We start from the raw sequence: 23,285 nt of genomic DNA on the forward strand, positions 1-23,285 counted from the left end.
ACTTGCGGCGATGTAGGCAGCGGGCGGTTTTTGTGAAAGCATGCAGCCCAACGACAATAGAACAATGGGAGACGTCATGTTGCGAATTTTGCGTAACACTGTTTTTGGGCTGCTGTTTCTTTCAACTCTCCTCAACGCCTCCCCTCCCGCCTCCGCCGCCGGCTACCCCGACCGCCCCGTGCACTGGATGATCGGCTTCGCCGCCGGCGGCCCCGTTGACATCGTGGCGCGGATCATGGCGCAAGCGCTCTCGGATCGCCTCGGCCAGCAATTCATCGTCGAGAACCGCGCCGGCTCCGGCGGCAACATCGCGGCCGCCGCCGCGATCAACGCGGCCCCCGACGGCTATACGCTGTTGTTCGTCGCGCCCAACAACGCGATCTCGACCTCGCTCTACAAGAAGCTGCCTTACGACTTCCTGCGCGACACCGTGCCGGTCGCGAGCATCATGCAGCTCACCAACATGCTGGTCGTCTCCAATGCGATGCCGGTGAAGACGGTTCAGGAGTTCATCGACTACTGCAAGGCCAATCCCGGCAAGATCTCCTTTGCCTCGTCCGGCAACGGCACCTCGGTGCACATGTCGGCGGAGCTGTTCAAGGTGATGACCAAATGCGACATGGTGCACGTGCCCTATCGCGGCTCCGCGATCGCCTTCCCCGACATCATCTCCAACAAGGTGCAGCTGATCTTCGACAACCTCCCCTCCGCGCTCGAGCAGTCGCGCGGCGGCACTGTCCGCGCCCTCGGCGTCACCTCGCCGCAGCGCTGGCCAACCGTGCCCGACGTGCCGGCGATCGCCGAGACCGTGCCGGGCTTCGAATCGGTCGGCTTCTACGGCATCTCCGCGCCGAAGGGCACGCCGCCCGAAGTGATCGAGATCCTCAACAAGGCCGTCGGCGAAGTCCTCAAGGACCCGAAGGTCATCGCGCGGCTGACCGAGAACGGCGGCATCCCGAAGCCGATGACATCAGCCGAGTTCGGCAAGCTGGTCGCCGACGAGACCGAGAAGTGGAAGAAGGTGGTGGAGTTCGCCGGGGTTTCGGTGGACTAGGGGTGGCCCTGCGCGGCGCCCGTAGCGCGCCAGCAAAGCATTCGGAGGGACCTGCAGGCCCCTCCGGAATCACAATGTGCGAAAACAACCCCATGCACAGTAGAAAAGCCACGTAATCACAATGGGTTACGGAAGCGAAAAAAGGGCCTTCGCGAGCCGATTTGACTCGTCGGGCAAAACAGGAGCATAAGGGCACCATCGTCAATTTCGGTAATTCAAAAATCACCGGCAATGCTGCGCCAGGGGTTTCCGTCCGCCGGAGCCAGCATTGCACCCCCGCCTCCATCCCTGTAAACGAACCGCGCACCGTTGCTGGCCGCACATCCGCGGCCGTCCCGCGGCGGGGCCTGTAGCTCAATGGTTAGAGCCGGCCGCTCATAACGGTCTGGTTGCAGGTTCGAGTCCTGCCGGGCCCACCAGCCTTCGCTCGCTTTGTCGCGCCAAATTGGGTCCGATTCGATTCCAGGGCTTCGCGTTCGGGCCAATACCGACCGTGAGTTCACTTTCGCTGACTACCATGCCGACGAACCTGGGGCATCACAGGGAGGTCGCGCGCTAATCGCGGATCACTTCGATGGCCGAGCGCTGGGGCCCTGGTTCAACAAGCTGCGCCGAGCAAGGATCGCTGAATTTGGCGGCGTGCCGTTCGCAAGTAGAGTAAAATCGTCAAGGCGAGCGGCAAACATCAGGCGTTAGAGCCCTGTGCGTGAGTGGGTTCGAGAGTTCCGCGACTATGTGCGAGCCTACCGGGCCTATGTCTCGGCCAACCTTTTGTGGGTCAGAGCGACGCATCGCAGTTCACTAGTCTAGGAGCGGGCTTGTAAACAAGGAGGCCGAACATGACTGCAATCTCCTCTTCACCCACCCGGCGCAGCCTCCTCGCAGGGTCAGTCGCAACTGGTGCCGTCAGCTTGCTGCCAATACATTTCGTCGCCGCACGCGCGCAATCGAAGCAAGGAGGGTCCCCGTTTGGTACGACCAAAGCCGACGCAATTCTTCCCTTCCGCGTCAATGTCCGGGGTGAAGACCTCGCTAATCTCCGCCGGCGCCTCGCGTCCACGCGCTGGCCCACCAAAGAGCTCGTTGAGGATCGGTCGCAGGGTGTGCAACTGGCGACGCTGCGGGCGCTCGCCCGCTACTGGTCGACTGAGTACGACTGGCGCAAGTGCGAGGCACGGCTGAACGCGTTGCCACAGTTCACGACCGTGATCGACGGGGTGAAGATCCATTTCATCCACGTCAAGTCCCGGCATGAGAACGCGCTGCCGCTGATCATGACGCACGGCTGGCCTGGCTCGGTCATCGAACTCCTCGATACCGTCGGTCCCCTGACTGACCCGACCAAGTATGGTGGCACTCCCGACGATGCATTCCACCTGGTGCTGCCGTCCTTGCCAGGCTACGGCTTCTCGGGTGAGCCGACCGAACTCGGATGGGACGCCGCGCGCATCGCGCGTGCGTGGACGGGGCTAATGGATCGCCTCGGCTACACGCGCTACGTCGCCCAGGGTGGCGACGTAGGAGCGGCAGTAACGGATGCGATGGGGCGCCAGGCACCCAAGGGACTTCTCGGCATCCACGTCAACTTGCTCGCGGGTGTGGCGGCAATGTCCGACAAGCTGCCCGCAGAATCCGAGAAGGAACGCGCGGCGCAGAAGGCGGCCGCGACGTTTAGGGCGAGTGGCTTTGGCTACTTCCTAGAGCAGTCGACGCGGCCACAGACGATCGGCTACTCCCTGCTGAATTCACCCCTCGGGCTCGCGAGCTGGATGCTCGACCATGACACGGACAGCTACTACAAGATTTCCCAAGCGTTCGTGGAGGGTAAGCCCGCGGGCAATCTCACCCGGGACAGCATCCTCGACAACATCACGCTGTACTGGCTGACGGGCACTGGGGCCTCGGCCGCACGGTGGTACTGGGAGGCCGGACAGGCCGCAGCCCGTGCGGCCGGCAAGTCTCCTCCTGCGGTCGCGGTTCCCGTGGGATTTTCGACGTTCCCCGGCGAAATCTTTGCTGCGCCCCGAAGTTGGGTCGAGATTATGTACCCCGGCCTCGCCTACTTCAGCGAGGTCGAACGTGGCGGACATTTCGCCGCCTGGGAGGAGCCGAAGCTGTTTTCAGATGAGGTACGCGCAGCCTTCAGATCATTGCGCAAATAACGGACCAGAGGCTCGACGGCTCGGGGTATTGCGACGAGACGCCAGCGCCCGGTCGAACCGGATGGTGCGTGCGAACAGCTTTGGTGCCATTCCGACTTGCGTCGCAAACCGGCGCTGGAATTGACTGGCTAAGGCCGGATTTTGCAACACAGTCCTTGATCCGCGCGCGGCCGCCGGCGGCGACCATCATCCGGGACGAGAGGCCGATCGCGCAGTCCTGCGTGCCGCTTTCGAGCATCGACCCGACCCAGCGCTCGACAATGTCGACGCGCTGAGCAAAATCACTTGCCATCCGCACCGCATCGCCAAGCGCCTCGGCGGATTTGCCTAGTCTAGCGGGCAACATGTTCGCTACTGCGGCGGGTGTGGGCGGACGCAGTTGCGCTCTTGGATCGATGCGGTGTTCATCTGCATCGACTGCGTGAAGCAAGGTCGTCGACTTCCAGAGAACGGTCCGGTGCCCCGAGCGGCAAATCAATTTTGCCGGGGGGCCCGGGCAGGCGATCTTCGCCAGCGCATCGATCAGCAATTCGCTGGTCCGAGGTCCGCGCGGGCACGGATTCGACAAACTGTCGGAATAGCGCCCGGGCCTGCTCCATGTCGAGCGTCGGTACGTCATGCATTGATTTGTTGGTCCTCTATACCAATCGCTAGCGCACAGGGCGGGCATTCAGGGCTCGATTGGTATCGCGATTCCGCGCCCGTGAGGACGTGCTTTCGCGGTCTTTCTTGTGTAATCTCTTTCTGTAGTCGTCGGGCCAACACTTAGATAGGCGACGCACGGATCACGGTGACCGCGGTGCAACAAATTGCGGACTGGCTCAAAAAGCTCGGCATGTCCGAGTATGCGCAGAGGTTCGCCGAGAACGACATTGATATGGCCGTTCTCCCCGACTTGACCGACCAACATCTCAAAGACCTTGGCGTTTCGCTCGGCCACCGGTTGAAAATGCTGCATGCGATCCGCGATCTCAGCAACGTCTCGGCTGCCGTAACGGCACCTTCTGCACTCGTGGATATCGAGCCAACTCGGCGAGACGACGCCGAGCGTCGCCAACTGACGGTGATGTTCACCGACCTCGTTGGCTCGACCGCGCTCTCGACCACGCTCGACCCAGAGGATCTGCGTTCGGTAATCGGCGCTTATCATAAGTGCGTCGCGGAGACGGTCGCCCGGTTCGACGGCTTCGTGGCCAGGTACATGGGCGATGGGGTGCTCATCTATTTCGGCTATCCCCACGCTCATGAGGATGATGCCGAGCGTGCCGTCCGCGCAGGACTGGCGATCATCGAGGCGATCGGCAATCTGGGTATCCAGGAGCCGCTCCGGGTGCGTATCGGGGTCGCGACAGGCTTGGTCGTGGTTGGCGATCTCGTTGGTGCCGGCGAGGCCCAGGAACGCGGGGTGGTGGGCGAGACGCCGAACCTGGCGTCTCGTCTGCAGGGGATCGCTGAGCCGAGCACGGTTGTCATCGCCGAAGGCACCCGAAGGCTGCTCGGAAACCTCTTCGAGCTACAAGACCTCCGGCCGCAGGACCTCAAGGGCATCGCCGCGCCAACGCGGGCCTGGGTGGCGTTGCGGGCGAGCTCCGTGGAGAGCCGCTTCGAGGCGCTACACGCAACTGGCCTGACTGCCCTCGTCGGGCGGGAGGAAGAACTCGAATTGCTTCTACAGCGTTGGGCCAGGGCAAAGACAGGTGAAGGCCAGGCGGTCCTGATCGCCGGTGAGGCTGGGATCGGCAAGTCGCGTCTCACTGCCGCGCTTCTGGAACGACTCGCCGGAGAGCCGCATACGCGTTTGCGCTATGTCTGCTCGCCGCAGCACACCGACAGCGCGCTATATCCGATCATCGGGCAGATGGAACGTGCCGCCGGGCTGGCGCACGACGATACACTGCACGCGAGGCTCGACAAGCTTGATACCCTGCTCGCTCAGACCTCGACCTCGATCGGGGACGCTTCGCTCTTTGCCGAGATGCTGTCGCTTCCGAATGATGGACGCTATCCCGCCCTCAAATTGACCCCGCAGCAGCACAGGCAGCGAACATTCGAAGCGCTCATCTCACAATTAGAAGCGCTTACACGGCAAAGCCCAGTCTTGATAATCTTTGAGGATGCGCATTGGACCGATCCTACGAGCCTAGAAGCTTTCGGCCGGATCGTGGCCAGGATTGAGACCCTTCGCGCGCTAATGATTGTGATATTCCGCCCGGAATTCGATCCGCCCTGGATCGGGCGGCAGCACGTGACCGCCATGACGATCAATCGGCTGACGAAACACCAAGTCGGCGCCATGATCGACGGCGTAGTCGGCAGCAAGCTGCTGCCGGCGGGCATCAGGCAGGACATCATCGAACGTACCGATGGCGTCCCCCTGTTCGTGGAGGAGATGACGAAGGCAGTGCTGGAGGCGGAGGGCCACGGCGCAGTCGAACGCACGATTGCCGTCATTCCGTCCCCGGCCTGGGCAGTCCCCGCAAGTTTGCACGCCTCATTGATGTCGCGGCTCGACCGGCTCGGCCCCGCCAAAGAAGTGGCACAGATTGGCGCGGCGATCGGCCGGGAGTTTTCGCATGCTCTCCTGGCGGCGGTGGTGCGCGTGCCAGCGGCGGAACTGGGATCAGTGCTGAACCGTCTCATAAAGGCTGGTTTGCTTTTCAGGTTAGGCTCGCCGCCGAATGCAACTTACCTATTCAAGCATGCTTTGGTGCGGGACGCGTCCTATAGCACGTTGCTGCGCCAGCCCCGCCGCGCGCTCCATGCACGCATTGCCGAAGCAATTGAAAGCCAATTCGCCGAAACAGCCGAGAGCCAGCCGGAACGGCTAGCACATCACTGCACTGAGGCCGGGCTGATCGAGAGGGCGGCGGCCTTATGGGGCAAGGCGGGACAGCGGTCGCTAGCGCGTTCAGCGCTAGTAGAGGCGACGGTTCAGCTAATCCGCGCTCTTTCACAGATTGCGACGCTGCCGGGCACACCAGCGCTGCGTGGCGACCAGATCAAACTGGAGGTCGCGCTTGTGAATGCCTTGATGAACACCAAGGGCCACGCGGCCCCTGAGACTATCGCATCTCTCGATCGAGCCCGCGCCTTCATCGAGCAAGCGGAGTCACTCGGAGAGCCCCCTGAAGACCCGTTGCTCCTGTTTTCAGTCCTCTATGGGTTCTGGGTCACGAACTATATAAAGTTCAAAAGCGACGCTCTCCTCGACCTTGCGACAGAGTGCTTGGCGCTTGCCGAGAAGCAGGGAACGATGGTTCCGCTCATGCTTGGGCATCGTATTATGGCTACGTCTCTGACGTGTACGGGCGTCCTTGCAGAAAGTCTGGCACATTACGATCAGGCGATCGCGATCTACGAACCCGCCGAGCATCGTACGCTGGCGGCTCGATTTGGCCAGGACATTAGGGTCGCAGCCCTATCCTATCGGTCCTGGGCTCTATGGCTTCTTGGCTTCCCCGAGGCTGCAGGCAGAGACGCTGAACAGGCGCTCAAGGAAGCGCGCGAGATCGGCCAAGCAGCCACTTTGATGTATGCCCTGTTCCATACATCCTTTACCCATATCTGCTGCGGAAACTATGCGGCAGCAAGCGCCGAAGCTAATGAACTTGTCCCCCTGGCAGACGAGAGAGGTTCATTGTTTTGGGGGTCGCTCGGAATGGTGGTCCAAGGTTGCGTCTTGGCCCTCACTGGGAAGGCCTCAGACGCGGTCCATGTGATCGACTCGGGTATCAGAGCACGTCGGTCAACGGCGGCAACAGCGCTAGTGCCATTCTGCTTGTCGTATCTGGCGGGCGCTCATGCTGAACTCGACCACTTCGATGATGCACGGGACTGCATTCGCGAAGCGATGACCCAGGTAGAAACAACCAAGGAAAGTTGGTTTGAGGCCGAGATCAAGCGCATGGCAGGCGAAATCGAGCTATCGTCGCCCAACCCAAACGCAACGAAAGCGGAAGAATATTTCGAACATGCGCTGGCGGTCGCTCGTCAGCAGCAGGCAAAGTCCTGGGAACTGCGTGCGGCTGTGAGCATGGCGCGGCTGTGGTACGATCAGGGCAAACGACAGCAGGCCCACGATATTCTCGCCCCGGTCTATGGTTGGTTCACCGAGGGTTTCGACACGCTGGACTTGAAGGAGGCCAAATCGCTGCTGGAGCAGCTCAAGGCATGAGCGAGAGCAGCGAAACGTCGCGCAATTGATCGCTCGAACAGGCGCGCGCATCGACGCCGCCATGACCGCAACCATCGATTTCAAAGGATCGCCGCGCGATGTCGGCGGATCGAGCTTGGCCGCCAAGCCTCGCAAACCGGCCGCGCTCGTTCGGCGTGATGCCGGTGCAGCGGATCGCGATCAAGGCCAATGCGCCGCCGTCAAAGGCGAGCATGCCGCCACATACCGTGCGTCGCGCCGCCACGAAAATACATCACCGGAATCGCATAGTTCGGAGCAAGTGCGAACCGATTGCTGCCTTTGCGACAGGCCCTATCAGGTGACGAACGGGCCTGGCCTTGCCGTCCCAAGTGGCCGCTGCTTGCGTAACTTTTGCGAACATCTCGCGGATACGGGGCTGGAACTCGATCAGTTCTACGATCTCGCACCCCCCCGCGATGGAATTGCGCACTGCATTAGCTTTTTCAGGCGCCACCTCTCCAAGACGAATTCGTTCCATCAGAGGACCGGCGCGAGCAGGCAGGGAAAAATAGGTGAAGCGGGCGCCCGAAAAAGACATCATCTGCTGGATCGTCGCGCCACACGCCTTGGTCTGCGCGACGGACCGCTGATAATCGTGCGGCTCGACGCAAAAACCGCAGTGCTGAAGACCGCTCCTTCCGGCCGCAAGGAAGGCGCGCCAGCTTGACGGCTCATTGTCGAGCGGCTGAATAAGCTCCAGCTGCACCCCGCCGACCTGGCAGAATCCGAACATGATCAGCGGGCGTGAGGGCCTCTCCAGATACTTGTTATCAGTGACCACCACCGGACCAACCGTGAGCCAGGGCCCGATACCCTGGTCTATCCAGCTCTTGATGGCTTGCTCAAGATCGGGCACCACATAGCCGAGCTGATCAGCGCTTTTCTCAAGCAACGGGATGTCCGCATCGATTGGCTTGCTGAGGCGCTCCATACGATTCTCCGGTGCTGCCGAACGTTGTCGCGCAGACGTTCCGCGACAACCTACTATAACCCTGGAAAATTGCAGTAGGACGGCTGTGCCGCGGTCGCGCGCAGATGCAGCTTTCCTGGCGGGACTCAATCAAGGGATCTAAGAGCAATCGGGTTACGATGTCCCCATTCATTCCAACCTGAACCCGATTACGCGTCGCGCTGGGTCAGGAAGTTTATGCAAGTGCGCAGCCATTCGAGGTCTGGACCTGCAGGCACACCGGCGAACGCCGAGTTGTGGAATTCGCGCGCTGCAGCCTCTGCAAATTCGGCTGCCGCTCGCTGCGCCCATGGGATGCTCCCGCCCTCCGCGATGATCTGATGTAGCCTCAGCACTTCACGCGGCAAACGTCGCTCGCGGGGCCGCGCCAGAAAGGTGCTAATCCACGCACGGTCAGTGGGATTCGCCCGACCCAGGGCGTGCGCGAGCAGAAGCGTCCGTTTGCCTTCCCAGAGATCTCCGTCGATCTCCTTGCCGTAACGCCCAATGTCGCCAACCAGGTTAAGAACATCGTCGGTGATCTGGAAAGCCAGTCCAAGCAGATAGCCAAACCGATCAAATCGACCGAGATTCTGGTCCTCGCCGTTGGCAACGAGTGCACCAATCCGCATGGGGTGAATGAAGCTGTACCAGGCCGTTTTCTTGAGCACGAGCCGCAGATAATCGTCTGTCGTAACTGTGAGATCATTGTCTCGTACCCATCCTAGTTCGTTGGCCTGCCCCTCCAAGGTCTCGACGACCATGTGATCGACTTCGTCGAAGATGCGCAGCGCCGTCACCGGGCCGAGCCGCTCGCCGGTCTTGCGGAAAAGGCGCATAGCGAGTGCGTTCATGGAATCGCCAGTGTTCACGGCAATTGGAATCCCGGCACGACGATGCATTGTCGCAACGCCACGCCGCCAGTCGCTACCGTCTTCAATATCGTCGTGCACGAGAAATGCATTGTGCAGCATTTCCAGGCCGGCGGCGGCAGGAAACGCATCCTCCGCGCGGCCGCCCAGCGCTCTCGCGGTCGCGATGCAGAGGGCAGGACGAAGGCCCTTGCCTGACCGGCCCATGAAATCCGTCACGAGCCCATACAGGTGGCGCTGCGGTTCCCACGTCGGTACACCTTCTGTGAGCATATCGGCCAGCATGTCGCGATACCACACCAGGCGGTCCAGAAAGCCGGCCGGGCCTACGATCTCGCCGGCCAATGGCACAGTATCCGCGACCTTGATCAACGCATCCTGCAGGGTGGGCACATCAACCAAGCGGCGCGCCATCGTCGCCGGGTCGACCGCATCAAGCGCGCCGACATCATCCGCGGCGGCACTGTGCGAGTCGAGCGTGTCGGCGACGGCATGGGTGAACGGCGATACCTGCTCGAGCAGGGAGCTCGCCAGCTCCAGCAGCGGCGACGCACCGCGTAAGGCGTGGGCAGCTACCTGCGCGAGTGAAGCGTCCCACGGCAGGCCGGCCTGGTATCGCGCAGCATCGTGCAGCCGCCATGGCAGGAGGATTTCAGGTTCGTGCAGCGGCCACAGCTCACAGCGGCTTCCGTCGAATTTCACGGCGTCAAGCAGGCCATTCACTGCGCGCCGAGCTGCCTCATTGGCTGCCTCCATCGTCGCGAGGTCGGTATGCGTGCGAACGTAGTCCGACGCCAGAAAAAGGTTTGGAATGGCGGTGGTCGCCTCGGGACGCAAGGCCCAGGTTTCGACTTGGTTCACCAGAAGCGGCTCGGAATTCCGTAGCCAGCCCGGGCGTGCGGGATCGTTCTCAATGTTTGCGCTGAGGAACCACGAATGCAAATCCTCATCGCGCAGCACCTCATCACCGGCATCATTGAGCGAGCGCTTGAGTTGATTCCATGTCTCGCGCACCACCTCTTCACGCGAGCACCGCATGGCTGGGCGTCCGTCCGATCCCGGCGCCGTCCAATCAGAAAGATCGACCGAGAGGATGCCGTGCACATCGCTGTCTCGGAACAGCTCAGACGGCACATCACGCCAGAACTGAAGCTGCGAGATGCTCGTGAGCGCCCATTCGGTGTCGATGTGAATCACGTGCCCGTGCGCCGACGGCACCGCGCGGTGCAGATAGAACTGCACGCCGTTCATCCACTCCAGGTTCGGAGCCAGCGCGCGCAGGTTGGCGAGCGTCGGGTCGGCTGCCGCCAGGCGGTCGCTCACCAGGGGGGCGATGTCCTCGAGCGGGAGCGCCGCCACGTAGTGGTCGCCATGCACCATGATGCGCTGACCTTGCTGGCCCTGCTGGCGAGCGACGACGCCGGTGATCCGTCCGTTCTCGTAAAGGATCTCCTCGACCCGCGCGTTCTTGACGTACCGCACCCCTCTCGATTCGAGATACGCAAGCCACGGGTCGATCCAGACGAGATTCGTTGGCCCATCGAGCACGCGATCAGTCGATCCCGCGATCGGGTTCAGGATCGTGAGCACCAGCTGCACAAAGATGTCGCCGATGGTGCGCGCGCTGGCCTTGCGCGCTTTGGACGCCACCAGCGAGCGCGTAATGCCGGTGGCGAGGAACTTCTGGTATGACTCCGACCGCTGCTCGGCGCCGACGAACTCCCACCAGCTCGTGCGCTCGTATTCTGCGAGCCGGCGCTGGTGGCACGAAGTGAGTATCTGCCAGACGCGCGCACCGAAGAATGCCAGATCGTCGGGTGTGAGGCCAGTGGAGTGTTCGAACAACAGCAGGATGTCCCGCAACATGGTGCCGGCATCGCGGGGCGAGAGCGGAAAGCCGGCGGGTACGACGAACGGGGGCTCGTCGTATTGCGTGAACTCCAGTCGCGTGGTCGGCACCAGGTGATCCGCAACCTTGCTCCCGTCAAACGACGGTATGCGGCGCATTGTCTCGATTACGTGCTTGTAGAAACCTGGGAAGAATCGAAACCCATGCTCGCCGGGCACCCGATGCTGAACCGAACTCCCAGCGCCATCGGCGACCTGATGTCCGCTGGTGTCCTCGCCCTCGTGGAAGACGGGAATGCTGCGGGCCTTGCCTCCCGCAATATCGCCACTCTCGAGCACCACGACATCAAAGCCGCGCTCGACCAACTCGTGCGCGGCACTCATGCCGGCGACACCACCGCCCAAGACGATAACCCTAGTAGGCATGCTTCACCGAGCCATGACCACTTAGTCCGACTTTTAGCCAGCTTTGGAGGCGTCACCGAGCGCGCGGGACGCGATACATCGGATCAGTTTCGACGATCTCCCGAGCCCTTTCAAGCATGAGCTTCATTCACCCAAAGTTGCCAAACGTACGTCAGCAGCCATCTGTATTTGACCAAGTAGAAAAGCTCACGGTTTCTTGGCTGCGGCTTCCTCGGTCTCGATCTTCTCAAGCTGAGCCTTTGCCAGGTCGGCGTAGAACCCCTTGGGATGATGTTTCAAAAACGCTGTGACCGCAGTCCTGTTACCGATCTGCAGCGCGAGCCCAAGGTCGCGCCCTGGATCGGCCTGCGGATTGGCCTTAGCGGAAGCCGCGGGTTTGGGGTCTGGCTCAAGTTGACGGAATTTTCCTGTTTTCAGATCAACTGCGAGGGGAGTGATGATCCCCCCGTGCTCGTCAAGTAAATTAATGACCGATACACCGTCACTGCGGTTGGTCGACGCTTCCACAGTGAACTCGTCTTTCTGGCGCTTCGATACGATTGGAGGTTCATCATCGACGCTCACTGCTTTGGTTTGATTAATTTTCTGCTGGGCGGCCTCGTCATCGATCCGAAGGACAGATTTCAAAACTTCAATGTCTATTGGGATTTTCATTTGCATCTCCTCCCTAGTCTTTTGCCGAGGTGAAGTAGCGATCAAGCGACCCCGAGACATTTCTCCGTACACGCCGCGATCATCGGAAAATCTCAATCGCTACGGTGCCTCGAAATTTCGTGGCGCCTATGCCGTCAGCCGTATGATCGCATCGGGTTCCTTGATGCGCAGCGCCATCTTCTCGCACACACGGAAGACGAAATTCGGCTCGGCTGTGACCTGCAGGAACTGGACGCATAAATCTGTGGCGATGACTAGCTCGACTGGCTCGCCGCCAAGCGCCACAACCACGCCGGACCGCAGACCGGGAGCGACGTCAAGCGTGGACGAGCGGAGCAGCGGACCGCCGCCCAGGAACGGGAGGATGCGATCTTGCGGCAATACAAGAGCTTCCGTTGGCGACTGAGCGACGAGAAACATCTGCTGGTCAAGAACCACCGCGAACGGTCCGAAGTGGCCCCGCTCTTCCAGGCGGCCAATGGCGTCGGCTATCCCGGCCACCAGCCGCGCGTCTCTGTCTGGCTGCTGCAATTGAATATTAACCTGCTGCGCCTGAACGGCGGCTGAGTTTGTCCAAAGTCCACGGCTTACCCCCCCGCCGGTGATTTCCCAGAGCCTTTGCCGTGGGCCGACATTTATGGGAGGGGCAAACCTATCCTGTCCCAGGAATGCCGGGTCTGGCACCAATCCCCTGAAGACGACGGCGTCCTCAAGACGAGCCAGTACGTTGGCAGCGCGCCGGAATAAGGCCAGCACGCTGGTCATCTCCGGATCGGCCATCTGCGCACCCCGCACGGACACTCTTACCTGTAAGGTCGCCAACTGGATGACATCCCTGTCCTGGATACGTAATGGCCGCGGAGCAACCTGGACAACTTCCTCCCTCACGAAGTCGGTATCTCCGGGCAGCGGTCCAAGCAGCGGAAGGAACGTCGCCGCGATCCGTACGCGGCTAGCTTCCTCTTGAACGACTTTGTTGACGCGAGCCCACTGCTCGTCGGTCCAAGGCACTTGCGGGTTATCGGTTGTCATCTCAAAGGCCCCCCTAATTTAATACATCGGGAACGAGATGTCGTTCGTCCTTGCGCACGAACGCAAATATCTTGAGCTCAGAACACCGTTGGCGCGCACTCCACGAGTGCGGCTTCTATTGAGTCTTCACTCCACATGTTTTGCGGCCCCCGCTGTTACGACGTATATGTCGTACGCGGCGCGCAGCTTCTTCATGTCCACCCTGCCAACGCCAATACACTGGGCGCGGTTGAGCCAAGCGAGTTCTTTGTCAGCGGTCGCGTAGGTCGGAGCAAGAACGAACGGCGGCAGTATACCGAAGTCGCCGCGGATGGCACGTGCGTAGCCGTCCGCACCCAGGTCGAGGATGCCATCATACAAGCAGTCGATCCGCGCACCAGACCGCGTCTGCAGACACTCCGTCACATTGACTATTCCAACACCGTCCTTGCGGATGCGCAGCCAGTTGATCCCGCCGGGCCGGACGATCCCCTCGAAGCGCGGCCCAACGAAGCGTCCTTCCGTGACGTGCAAGTTGACCCGCAGTCCATCCGGCATAACGCCTATTACCTCCGTACGGATGGCCACCGTGCCGGCCCAGAGGAACGTGGCATCCCAGTCCCAGCGAGGCTCGCCCGCAGGTAGAGCAGCGGTCTCGACCGGGGCCGCTCCGCAACCCACCTGATACCGGGGACATTTGGCGGACTCCCGTAGGCGCGGAGAGATCGGCTGGCCGGCAAAGCCAAGCACCGGCAGAAACTCCACCGTTCCGCCGGATTGGCCCGGCAGGAGCGCCCGGAATAGCCGACCGTTCGCACCGTGGACGCGCGGCGCGGATTGCCCGATTGCCTGGCGGACCGGGCCTCCGTTCACCCGGTACTCTACCGTGACAGCGTGACCCGGCCGCACTGGAGAGACCGCTACCGTGACCGATGCCGGGGTTCCCGGAGAAATCACTGCAGCGGGCACGGGCGTATCCGCCTCGCCCCATCGCAGCTCCGAGCCGTCCCGTGCGCGCTGCATCGAAGGCATGCATGCTGCCTTAGCTTGAGCTTCATCCGTTTGCAGCGTCAGGGAAGGCGCCGGAAGAAACCGGTCACACGCCGGAATAGGTGAGGGCTTTGCCGCAGCTTCCGCAAAAACGCACGGCCGTCTATTGACGAATCCGCGCGACGGGGAATTCACGGGACGCTCCGCGGCGTGAGATCGAGACCCCTGCGCATCCGCCATGCTTCGTCTTCCTCGGCGAGGATTTCGAGTGCGCGCGCAATGAGATCGCCGGGATTGGTCACCAAGGGGGGGGCGCAAGGCGCCGCCTGCCGCACCGAGGAGTCTCCCGAGCGCGCAGCGTTTTGGCGTACCGATTGAAGCGCGTCAGAAGGCTGTCGAAGAAGGCCGCGCTTTTGGGCCGCCCCGGTTTGGACGCCAGCCGCATCGGCAAGTCCCGGCAAACGCGACAGCGGCGACGCCCCCGGGGGAGAGAGCCCCGAGTCCTCGACCGCGCTTTTCGATCCATAGCATTTGCCTGGCATTTGCTCGACCGACTTCGCATTCTGGTTCTGTCTAATAGACTATATTGTATTGCGTGTACAGGACAGGGGCTGCTGCCGGTAGTTGGCGACCTGCTGGATCTCCCCACGCCGGCGCCAGTCCGCTTGCGACGGCTAAAAACCGCGTGCCAGCGGCGCGATACGCTATCGCAAGGCGGATCTGTAGAACCCGATATCGTCTTGGATCACCGCGTCCAGTCCGACTGGTACGCGAGCAGGATTTGCCAGATCAAGCTTCCGAAACACGATCTTGTCGCGCCAGACCTTTCGCAAAAAATCCTCAAATACGAGAATTGTCAGTTGTTCACCCGCACATCGTCGGTATCCAAAGCCGAACGGAGCAAAGCCGGCATAGTCACAAACCGGGTAGCTTCGTTCGTCCGCAACGACAAATAAGGTGCCGAAGCCGCTATTTGTAATATGGGCGTTTCGTCCGTCCTTGACCTTGAAATTGGTGATGTCGAACGGGCACCGTGCCAGGCCGATTTGCCGACACTTGTCATCGTTGATCTGCGCGCTGGTCGGGACGCGGAGATATCGTTGCGGATCGAACGTATTCGGATCCGTCCAGTGAACCGGATCCAGGCTGGTGCTGGCATGCGGCGTGGATACATAGCTGTCTCTTTCAAACGGCATGCCGAGCTTTTGCTGCGGAGCCTCCCCGCGGACGCTTAATCTCGCATCATGGATGGCGGAGACGCTGCCACCGTTCGGCGAAATCACGCGAAACAATTCCATTACGAATAGCTCAAGTGGCGAGAAAGACGCACCTCCGGCAGTGTCGAAATTTCCGCTCATTGTCTTCTGAAATGATGCTCGCACGGCCTGGTCGCCGCGGTCTTCCGACAGGAGCGACATGACCCGGAAAATCGCATTGCCCCATTGGCTTAGCGCGACGAAATCGTGGAGGCACTCAATGACCATGTCCTTCTTGCTGAAATGACCGCCGTCCTGGGCATTCTTCAGCCAATGCCAAGCCATGGTTCTCTCGGGATTTTTGATTTTGCCCGATTGGATATCGTCGATGCGTTTGCCGATCCACGATTTGAGAAAATCCTGAAGCTCACGAACCTTCATATAGTTTTGGTAGGTAACTGGCAGCAACGGATCCCGATAGGCAAAGACCGTATTGAACGCCTCTCCTATTTCACGAACCTCACGGGGAATATCGCTGCCAACAAGTCCAAGGTGAAGGTCCCAATAGAGGTCGAAATAGTGGTCGAGGTAATGCTGCATGAATGGCCTGTCAGCGAATTTCTGATCTAAGAGCTTGTCAAAGAAAGCTGTAACTTTGGCGCGGTACATCGGCTTATAGAGATCGGGCGTCACCGCCGAAAAATAGATTCGCTTGCGAAGATTATTCTGACCCCGCTTCTCGAGACCTTGCAGGAAAACCATCACGCCCTCCTCAGGGGTCGGTTTCCAGTCACGATAGATGAGACCAAAACGATCACGAGGGAGTGCATTCTCCTTACTGAAATTAAGGTCAATCATTGGCAAAAGGGGCCGCTCCCCTTCGTAAACGTTCGTCAGGAAGAACGGTATGACGACTTTCTCGACGTAGATCGGATCGAAATTGGCAGGAATCGCGGCGCGAAAACGTTCAACCGCGGTGATGATCTGCTCCGGTATCGGTGACTGTGCTGCAGCGCTGGACGCCTCTTGTGCTCGCTCCCCCACCCGCACCACGTACATGTCGAACTGCGCGCGAAGCGCGCTCATGTCCACCTTCCCCACACCGATGCACTGGACGCGATTGAGCCATTCGAGCCTCGGATCCGCAGTCTCATATGTCGGTGTGACCACGGCGGAGATTTGCTGGTCATACTCACCGCGCAGCGCCCGAGCGTAGCCGTCGGGACCAAAATCGGCGACCCCGCCGTAGGCGCCGTACACGCGAACACGGTCCCGCGTCTCGAAACACGCCCGGACGTTGACGATCGCAATTCCATCCGGGCGGATATGCATCCAGTCCGCCGCGCCGGGTAACACGACGGCATCGTGACCCGGCCCAACGAAGGTCCCTTCCGTGATGTGCCAATTGACCCGGAGGCCGTCGGACATTGGGCCGACCAATTCTTTGCGGAGCACCACCTTCAATGATCCGAGGAAGCTCGTATTCCAAGCCAAGCGGAATGGGGCAGAGGCGGCCTCTTCGGATGCCCCCCAACGAAGGCGCGAGCCGGCGTTTGCCATTCCCTCGCATGCAGCCGAACTGTCGCGGGCGCAACGCGGGGTCTGATCCGCCAGGCCGGTGATCACCCCCCGCACCTTGGGAAAAAAACCCAGCACTTTGGGCGTGAAGCCCCATGCGAGAAGGGTCCGACCTTCCTCCGAGCTCCGGTCGAAGTGCAAAGATCCTGGCATCACCGGTTGCAGCCGAGGGGCGACATCGCTTCGCCACTGCCAGCAAACGACCGACCCCTGCCCGATGCGCGCGACCGCCGGGTAGACGCATTCGGCACCGCGCGGAAGCGCCTGCAGCGTGACGCCGGCTGTTTTGGCCGCCTGAGCTACCACTGACTCGTATGCCGTCGGATCCCCGGTAAGCGCCAGGTCTCCCTGGACGACGCCACGTCTGTGCTGGTCTTTGATCGACAAGTGGAGCCGGCGACCGATGCACGCCATATCGATGGTCCCGGGCCGCTTGTCGGTACCCATGCGCTCACGGCCGACGTCGATCGCAACCTGGGTTGTATCGAGCAGTCGGAACATGTACATCCGCGCTTCGTTCTCATACACCGCCATTGCGGGATCGAACGATCCATCAAGCATCACAAGCACGCTCGATGAGCCGTTGGAGGCCGCCCTCAGGGACGCATGGCTTTCGGGAGCGTTGTCCGCCACGGCAGCAACCACTATGAACATGGCGGCATACGGCCGGATCGAGGTGTCGGTGAACTTATTCGACCAGAGCTGTGCGACAGCCGCGTGCCTGCCGTCCGCGTACTTCAAGATTATCGGCCTGTAGCCACTGCCGGCCAATGCGGCATTCACGAGAGGTACATTGGAGCACTCGCCGTAGAGGTGCACCATTTGACCGTTATAATACTGAAGCTCATTCGGCACGACTGCGCCGCTGGCGGTCGTATAGGTCTTGCCCGTGATGATGTACTTGTCGAAGAGTGGTTCGTACCGCTCATTATCGATATCGGACGGTGGCGGCACGAACGCGTCCAAAGTCAACTTGCTCTTCGCTTCTCGGGACAGTTGCTGCTCGAAGGTGCGAAGGACTTCTTGAACGTCCTCTTTGCTATGAGGAATCTGCAAGAGTCGAATGACATCCGAATTTCCGAGCTCGCCGGCTGCGGCGAGCCGAGAGGCCTCGCGGATCATTCCGCTGCTACGAATCGCTGTGCCCACGCTGGTCTCCCTTGAATAGAATGAACCGCGCCAGGAGCCGCGCCGCTTTGTCCGTTCGAACCATTATTCCTGAGCGCGAATGTCGGAATTTATAATATCCTGCTGGTCCTTGCGAATGCCACACTTATCCACCTCCTGGAAGTGATCCGACTTGAGGTATGTGTTGGGCCTCAAGGAGGACTACAAACGGCAAAAACGCTACATGCCCGAAGAGATCGTCGCGAAGCCTGCGGTAGGTCGAATGTCCTGGTCTCGCAGTGCAAAACATGTCCAGGCGATCGGCCAGATCGGCGTGGGCCCTTTCGTCGGCGAGGAATTTCTGGAGGTGTAAACAGCACGCCGCCAGCGCCAACAGAAAGCCTAGCCCGCAAGTCCGCGCGGGCGGTGGCTTGCATTAGCGGCACATGAGGTCGCGGCCGTGCGACCTCAATTTCCGGTGCGATTAATTTCGCACTGCAGCTGTTCGAAAAGAATCCGTATCGCGGGTTGCGGCGCGTCATCGACATTTCCGGCGATGGGCCGAACAACGACGGAGCCCCCGTAACCGGCGCGCGCGACGCTGCCCTGGAGAAAGGCATCATCATCAACGGCCTCCCGATCATGGTGAAGGAGCCATCCCTCTCGACGACCGATATCGAGAACCTCGATCTCTATTACGAGGACTGCGTGATCGGAGGGCCGGGCGCCTTCATCATGACGATCAAAGATCGCGAAAAATTCCAGGCAGCGATCCGGACCAAGCTTGTTCGCGAAGTTGCGGGCCTCACGCCAGAGAGCGGGATCGTCCCAGCCGCCGAGAAAGAGCCCCGGGTGCCCTGTCTGATCGGCAAAAAAATCGCAGGAGCGCGGCCGGCGGTGAGTGTCGAGACGATCATTCAGAGCCGCCGGGCGAACAAACTTTGGACAGCAGTTTATCATGGTCGCAGCCCCACGCGTCGGGACATTGGAGCTGCTAACGTCCGTTCGTGGCCTACACCGACGAAATCCCGCGCTCGTCCCAATGACGGCTGTTAAGGGGCGACCGGAAATGGCTAACATATGGCCAAAACAACGCGACTGGCGAGTAGGCTTTGGAAACTGTGCCCCAGCAGGCCGTAGTCAGCATATATTTGGGCACAAGGAGGTGCGAAATGGCGACAGCAGCTACCCAAGTCGTTCTTGATACGCCGGCGCCCGTGTTCCAGCTTCCGGCCACCGACGGCAAGATTTACGCACTGGACGACGTTGCGGGCGAAAAAGGCACGGTCGTCGTCTTCATCTGCAACCATTGTCCCTATGTCAAAGCGGTGATCGACCGCATGGTTTCGGACGCCCGCGTGCTGATGTCGGAGAGCATAGGCTTTGCGGCGGTTTGCTCGAACGATGCGGCGAACTATCCCGAAGACTCGTTTGAGAATATGAAGCGTTTCGCGAGGGCTCATGATTTCCCGTTTCCATATCTCCACGACGAGACCCAGACAGTCGCTCGGGCGTATGGGGCGGTCTGTACGCCGGACTTCTTCGGTTACAATGCCGACCGCAAGCTCAAGTATCGCGGCCGGCTCGACGAAGGGCGTGCGACTCCGCCTCGCGCGGGGGCGCCCCGAGAGCTTGTCGAGGCCATGCGCGCGATTACGACCACCGGTCTTGCGCCGGCTGACCAAAAGGCGTCTATTGGCTGCTCGATCAAATGGAAGGACGAATGAAGCCGATCCCTGTCAACAGGTTTCGTATCTGAGACCGCCGCGTGCGGCAGCATTTGCTGCACATGTGCGATTTGACTAGCGGCATCACGAGGACCCTGCGGCTGCTGCCGGAGTCGCGTTCGCCCCTTCTCCTTCAGGTCTGCTTCCGGGGCAACACGAGGCTTCGGCTCCTACAATCCGACCCGTCAGTGCTGCGTCGCTTTTGCGACACCGATCGACTCCTGTCGAGCGCTCGGACCAGATTTGCTCACCCTGAGTTCTTCCGGTGTTGGCCCGTTTGGGGCACGCCAACCGGCCCGGAAACTGTCCGCTTGTCGAGGGGAGACGGGAAGTGGCTCGCCCGCGGTCAAAATGGCGTATTGACTCCAACCGGACGTTGCGCACCCCAAGACAGGAACTGTGGTATCCTCCGTCAAATGCGATGGGACGGTTCAACGAAAGCGGCTGCCCCCTCTAGTGGCACTTACTGCGCGTCCTCGTGTCCTCGCCGGGCTCCGGGACAGCACAAAATGGCCTGGCATCCCCACCTCTTAGGCGCCTGCTCGGCCCGCGCCGACGAGGTGATCGAATGAGCGCGCTAGGCAAGCTGGTGCGATCCTGCCGGCGGAAGACCGGTCCGAGTAAGGGGTAACGCTCTCCCGGGTTCGAGGAGGACCAGCGTCGTGAAGCGGGACTTCGACCTCATCGTCTATGGCGCGACGGGTTACACCGGCCGTCTCGTCGCCGAATATCTGACGACGTCCTATCGCGGCGACGATGCTCCGTCCTGGGCGATCGCGGGACGCTCGACCGACAAGCTTCAGAAAGTGCGTGCCGACATCGGCGCACCAGACGATTTGATTTTGGTGAAAGCGGATGCCGGCGAACCGGCCAGCCTACGTTCGATGTGCGAGCGTGCGGCCGTGATTATCACGACGGTCGGGCCTTATCAGCTTTACGGCCCCGAGCTTGTGGCGGCCTGCGCGGCCACCGGCACTAGCTATGTCGATCTGTGCGGCGAACCGGCATGGATGCGGCGCATGATCGACGCCCATCACGAAGAGGCGAAACGGACCGGCGCGCGCATCGTCTTCTCCTGCGGCTTCGATTCCATCCCGTTCGATCTCGGCGTGCTCACGTTGCAGGAGAAGGCGCGCGAGAAATTCGGACGCCCGGCGCGGCGGGTTAAAGCCCGCCTGCGCAAGGTGAAAGGCGGCATGTCGGGCGGCACCGCAGCGAGCGCCCAGGCGACGTTGGCGGCCGCGGCGCGCGACCCGGCCCTGATCCGGCTGCTGACCGATCCCTTCGCGCTGACACCGGGGTTCACCGGGCCGTCTCAGCCGTCGGGCCTTATCCCCGAATACGACCCGAGCATGAACGTGTGGCTCGTGCCGTTTCCCATGGCGCCGGTCAACACCAAGAACGTACACCGCACGAATTTCCTGTTGGGTCATCCCTACGGCACGGACTTCGTTTACGACGAGATGATGGTCGCGCCCGGATTTGGGGAAATCGGTCGCGTGACGACGGAGACCTTCGCCACCATATTTTCCCTGCTCGGGACCGGCGGTCTCAAACCCGGTGCAGGCCCGACTCGGGAAGAGCGCGCGAAGGGCTTCTACGACATCCTCTTCCTGGGCGAGCTGCCGGATGGCCGACGGGTCGAGGCGGTCGTCACGGGCGACCGCGATCCGGGCTACGGCTCGACCAGCAAGATGATCGCCGAGAGCGCTCTCTGCCTCGTGCGCGACGTGCAGGGCGAGGGCGGCACCTGGACGCCGGGCGCGCTGATGGGTCCGGCGTTGCGCAAGCGTCTAAAGGAGCGCGCCGGCCTCACCTTCAACGCGCGTTGAGGTAACGCTCAGAACTGCAGCGGCGTGCTGGGCTACGTGGATCGTAACCAACGAAAAGCGCGGATTGGCGTGCGCGGCCTCAAATCCGGTTCAATGGCCGCTTTCGGCCCGTTTGAGACATTCCCTCTGGCTCTGAGAATGTCCGATTATCGAGACAGCGACGAGCTCCATCGCAAGGTTGCACGATGAAGAAGGTAGTCAACTCAGCACTGTCGCGCCGCCGCTTTTTGCGGCTCACGTCAGTGGCCGCGGCATCAGCTCTGACTCCAACGGTGTTGTGGGCCGAGCAGCAACAAGCAGCGGATTCGGCCACATCCCAGGCCGTGCCCGCACGCATCGCCACGTTCGAGGAGGTATGGCGGACCGTGCGAGATCGTTTTTACGATCCGCACCTAGACGGGCTCGATTGGTCGGCCGTCCGGGAACGTTACTTGCCGGACGCCGCGCGGGCGAGTTCCGAAGAGGCGCTGGCCGGCGTCATTAATAGTATGCTCTCTGAGCTGCATGCTTCGCACACCCGCTACTACACACCGTACGAACCAGAGTACTACCAGCTTTCTGATATCTTTGCTGGTGCGTTAAGGCGGCGCGGACTGGAACGTGTTTTTCCGAATGGCCGTATCTCCTATCCCGGCATTGGCATCCTCTCGCGTCTCGACACGCAGGGTCGCAACATGATCACCGGTGTTATAGAAGGCACGCCAGCCCAACAAGCCGGCCTGCTCGCTGGCGATGCGATCGTCTTCGCCGATGGTGCACCGTTTGAGCCGGTACAGTCATTCCGTGGCAAGGTCGGCAAGGAAGTTGTGCTGGGGCTGCGTCGTGCCGGCGCGTTTATGCAAATATCGGTTACTCCGGTCGAAATTGAGCCCAACAAGATGTTCTTGGACGGCTTGAAGGCCAGCGCCCGTATAATACCGGCCAACGGCCGAAGCATCGGCTATGTTCATGTCTGGTGCTACGCCGGCTCCGTGTATCAGCGGACGCTCGAGCATCTTCTATCGCAGAGTCCCCTGAACGGCGCCGACGCACTGATCTGGGACTTGCGCGATGGCTGGGGCGGCGCGATCCCCGGATATCTTGATTTGTTCAACACGCGAGCGCCGACGATACAGGTCACTGATCGCAATCGCGCCAGCGAACTCGAGAACGTGAAGTGGCGCAAGCCTGCCGCCATGCTTGTCAACGGTGGCACCCGCAGCGGCAAGGAAATCCTTGCCTATGGCTTCAAGAAATATCGGCTTGGCGAGGTCATCGGTAGCCGGACCGAGGGAGCTGTCCTCGCTGCGACGGCATTTCTCATTGATGGCGGCTTGCTGTTGCTCGCGGTCGGGGACGTGGAGGTCGACGGCGAGCGGCTGGAAGGCGTTGGCGTCGCACCCACGATCGAGGTCCAAGCCGAGCCGGGCTCCATGGGTCTAGATGATCCTCAACTCAATCGTGCAATCGCAGTCCTATCCGTGGCCTGATCCTCGGGAGGCAGCTAAGAGATCCATTCCTGACTAGGTCCGGTTTGCGCGCCAAAAGCTGCCCTCCCTGCCAAGTCGCAGTTTGACCCAGAACGGTCGTTAGGCACGCAGTTCATTCGATCGCCTTCTGCGGGCGCAGACCACCGTCAAAGCCGGGCCGAGCATCACCGTCTTGTCGAGGAACCTTGCCGCCGGATCTGTGTTGTCGATCGCAA

At 61.1% G+C, this 23,285-nt stretch carries 15 protein-coding genes, 1 tRNA gene and 1 pseudogene; 9 read left to right on the top strand and 8 right to left on the bottom strand.

Going from position 1 to position 23,285, the window contains the following annotated elements:
- Positions 1–76: 76 nt before the first annotated feature.
- The 3 genes from AB7531_RS35635 (at position 77) to AB7531_RS35645 (ending at position 3,216) form a co-directional block, all read left to right on the top strand.
- Positions 77–1,054, top strand: coding sequence for a Bug family tripartite tricarboxylate transporter substrate binding protein (locus tag AB7531_RS35635; protein WP_063986651.1), 978 nt, complete (start codon positions 77–79; stop codon positions 1,052–1,054).
- Positions 1,055–1,397: 343 nt separating this feature from the next.
- Positions 1,398–1,473: transfer RNA gene (locus AB7531_RS35640), tRNA-Ile, on the top strand.
- A 420-nt stretch (positions 1,474–1,893) separates the two neighbouring features.
- Positions 1,894–3,216 carry an epoxide hydrolase family protein gene (locus AB7531_RS35645; protein ID WP_231144285.1) on the top strand — a complete coding sequence of 441 codons (1,323 nt, stop codon included), beginning with the start codon at positions 1,894–1,896 and terminating at the stop codon, positions 3,214–3,216.
- On the opposite strand, the gene AB7531_RS35650 is transcribed toward AB7531_RS35645, so the two are convergent.
- Positions 3,197–3,745: a hypothetical protein gene (locus AB7531_RS35650; protein ID WP_187387803.1), complete on the bottom strand. Its 549-nt coding sequence runs from the start codon at positions 3,743–3,745 to the stop codon at positions 3,197–3,199. The two genes, AB7531_RS35645 and AB7531_RS35650, sit on opposite strands and share 20 nt — an antisense overlap.
- A 261-nt stretch (positions 3,746–4,006) precedes the next feature.
- Here AB7531_RS35650 and AB7531_RS35655 point away from each other — a divergent pair, with 261 nt between their 5' ends.
- Positions 4,007–7,390: an adenylate/guanylate cyclase domain-containing protein gene (locus AB7531_RS35655; RefSeq protein ID WP_084795286.1), complete on the top strand. Its 3,384-nt coding sequence runs from the start codon at positions 4,007–4,009 to the stop codon at positions 7,388–7,390.
- Here AB7531_RS35655 and AB7531_RS35660 read toward each other — a convergent pair.
- From AB7531_RS35660 to AB7531_RS35690, 7 genes are all read right to left on the bottom strand, one after another.
- On the bottom strand, positions 7,380–7,634 hold the full coding sequence (locus AB7531_RS35660; protein ID WP_231144284.1) for a hypothetical protein: 255 nt from the start codon (positions 7,632–7,634) through the stop codon (positions 7,380–7,382). The genes AB7531_RS35655 and AB7531_RS35660 overlap by 11 nt on opposite strands.
- 9 nt (positions 7,635–7,643) lie before the next feature.
- Entirely contained in the window at positions 7,644–8,342 is a 699-nt protein-coding gene (locus AB7531_RS35665; RefSeq protein WP_063985278.1) for a VOC family protein, read from the bottom strand.
- A 188-nt stretch (positions 8,343–8,530) separates the two neighbouring features.
- On the bottom strand, positions 8,531–11,506 hold the full coding sequence (locus AB7531_RS35670; RefSeq protein WP_084795287.1) for an FAD-dependent oxidoreductase: 2,976 nt from the start codon (positions 11,504–11,506) through the stop codon (positions 8,531–8,533).
- Between the two features lie 186 nt (positions 11,507–11,692).
- The gene (locus AB7531_RS35675) at positions 11,693–12,160 is read right to left on the bottom strand and encodes a hypothetical protein (protein ID WP_187387804.1); all 468 of its coding nucleotides are present in this window, start codon (positions 12,158–12,160) and stop codon (positions 11,693–11,695) included.
- A 126-nt stretch (positions 12,161–12,286) separates the two neighbouring features.
- Complete coding sequence (locus AB7531_RS35680) at positions 12,287–13,192, bottom strand: encapsulin (RefSeq protein WP_063985281.1); 906 nt, start codon at positions 13,190–13,192, stop codon at positions 12,287–12,289.
- A 126-nt stretch (positions 13,193–13,318) separates the two neighbouring features.
- Positions 13,319–14,401: a DUF3237 domain-containing protein gene (locus AB7531_RS35685; RefSeq protein WP_084795288.1), complete on the bottom strand. Its 1,083-nt coding sequence runs from the start codon at positions 14,399–14,401 to the stop codon at positions 13,319–13,321.
- Between the two features lie 464 nt (positions 14,402–14,865).
- The gene (locus AB7531_RS35690) at positions 14,866–18,084 is read right to left on the bottom strand and encodes a DUF3237 family protein (RefSeq protein WP_187387806.1); all 3,219 of its coding nucleotides are present in this window, start codon (positions 18,082–18,084) and stop codon (positions 14,866–14,868) included.
- Positions 18,085–18,247: 163 nt separating this feature from the next.
- Between AB7531_RS35690 and AB7531_RS35695 the strand changes: the two genes are divergently transcribed.
- From AB7531_RS35695 to AB7531_RS35715, 5 genes and pseudogenes are all read left to right on the top strand, one after another.
- Complete coding sequence (locus tag AB7531_RS35695) at positions 18,248–18,415, top strand: hypothetical protein (protein ID WP_187387807.1); 168 nt, start codon at positions 18,248–18,250, stop codon at positions 18,413–18,415.
- A gap of 80 nt (positions 18,416–18,495) precedes the next feature.
- Positions 18,496–18,921, top strand: a pseudogene (locus AB7531_RS35700) (DUF1194 domain-containing protein); the annotation flags it as partial.
- Between the two features lie 293 nt (positions 18,922–19,214).
- On the top strand, positions 19,215–19,769 hold the full coding sequence (locus tag AB7531_RS35705) for a thioredoxin family protein (RefSeq protein ID WP_063985283.1): 555 nt from the start codon (positions 19,215–19,217) through the stop codon (positions 19,767–19,769).
- Positions 19,770–20,431: 662 nt separating this feature from the next.
- On the top strand, positions 20,432–21,601 hold the full coding sequence (locus tag AB7531_RS35710; protein WP_063985284.1) for a saccharopine dehydrogenase family protein: 1,170 nt from the start codon (positions 20,432–20,434) through the stop codon (positions 21,599–21,601).
- Positions 21,602–21,786: 185 nt separating this feature from the next.
- Positions 21,787–23,070 carry a S41 family peptidase gene (locus AB7531_RS35715; protein WP_063985285.1) on the top strand — a complete coding sequence of 428 codons (1,284 nt, stop codon included), beginning with the start codon at positions 21,787–21,789 and terminating at the stop codon, positions 23,068–23,070.
- Positions 23,071–23,285: the final 215 nt, after the last annotated feature.

The organism is Bradyrhizobium sp. 63_E2_N1_3 (assembly GCF_052076005.1).
Lineage (GTDB): Bacteria > Pseudomonadota > Alphaproteobacteria > Rhizobiales > Xanthobacteraceae > Bradyrhizobium > Bradyrhizobium barranii.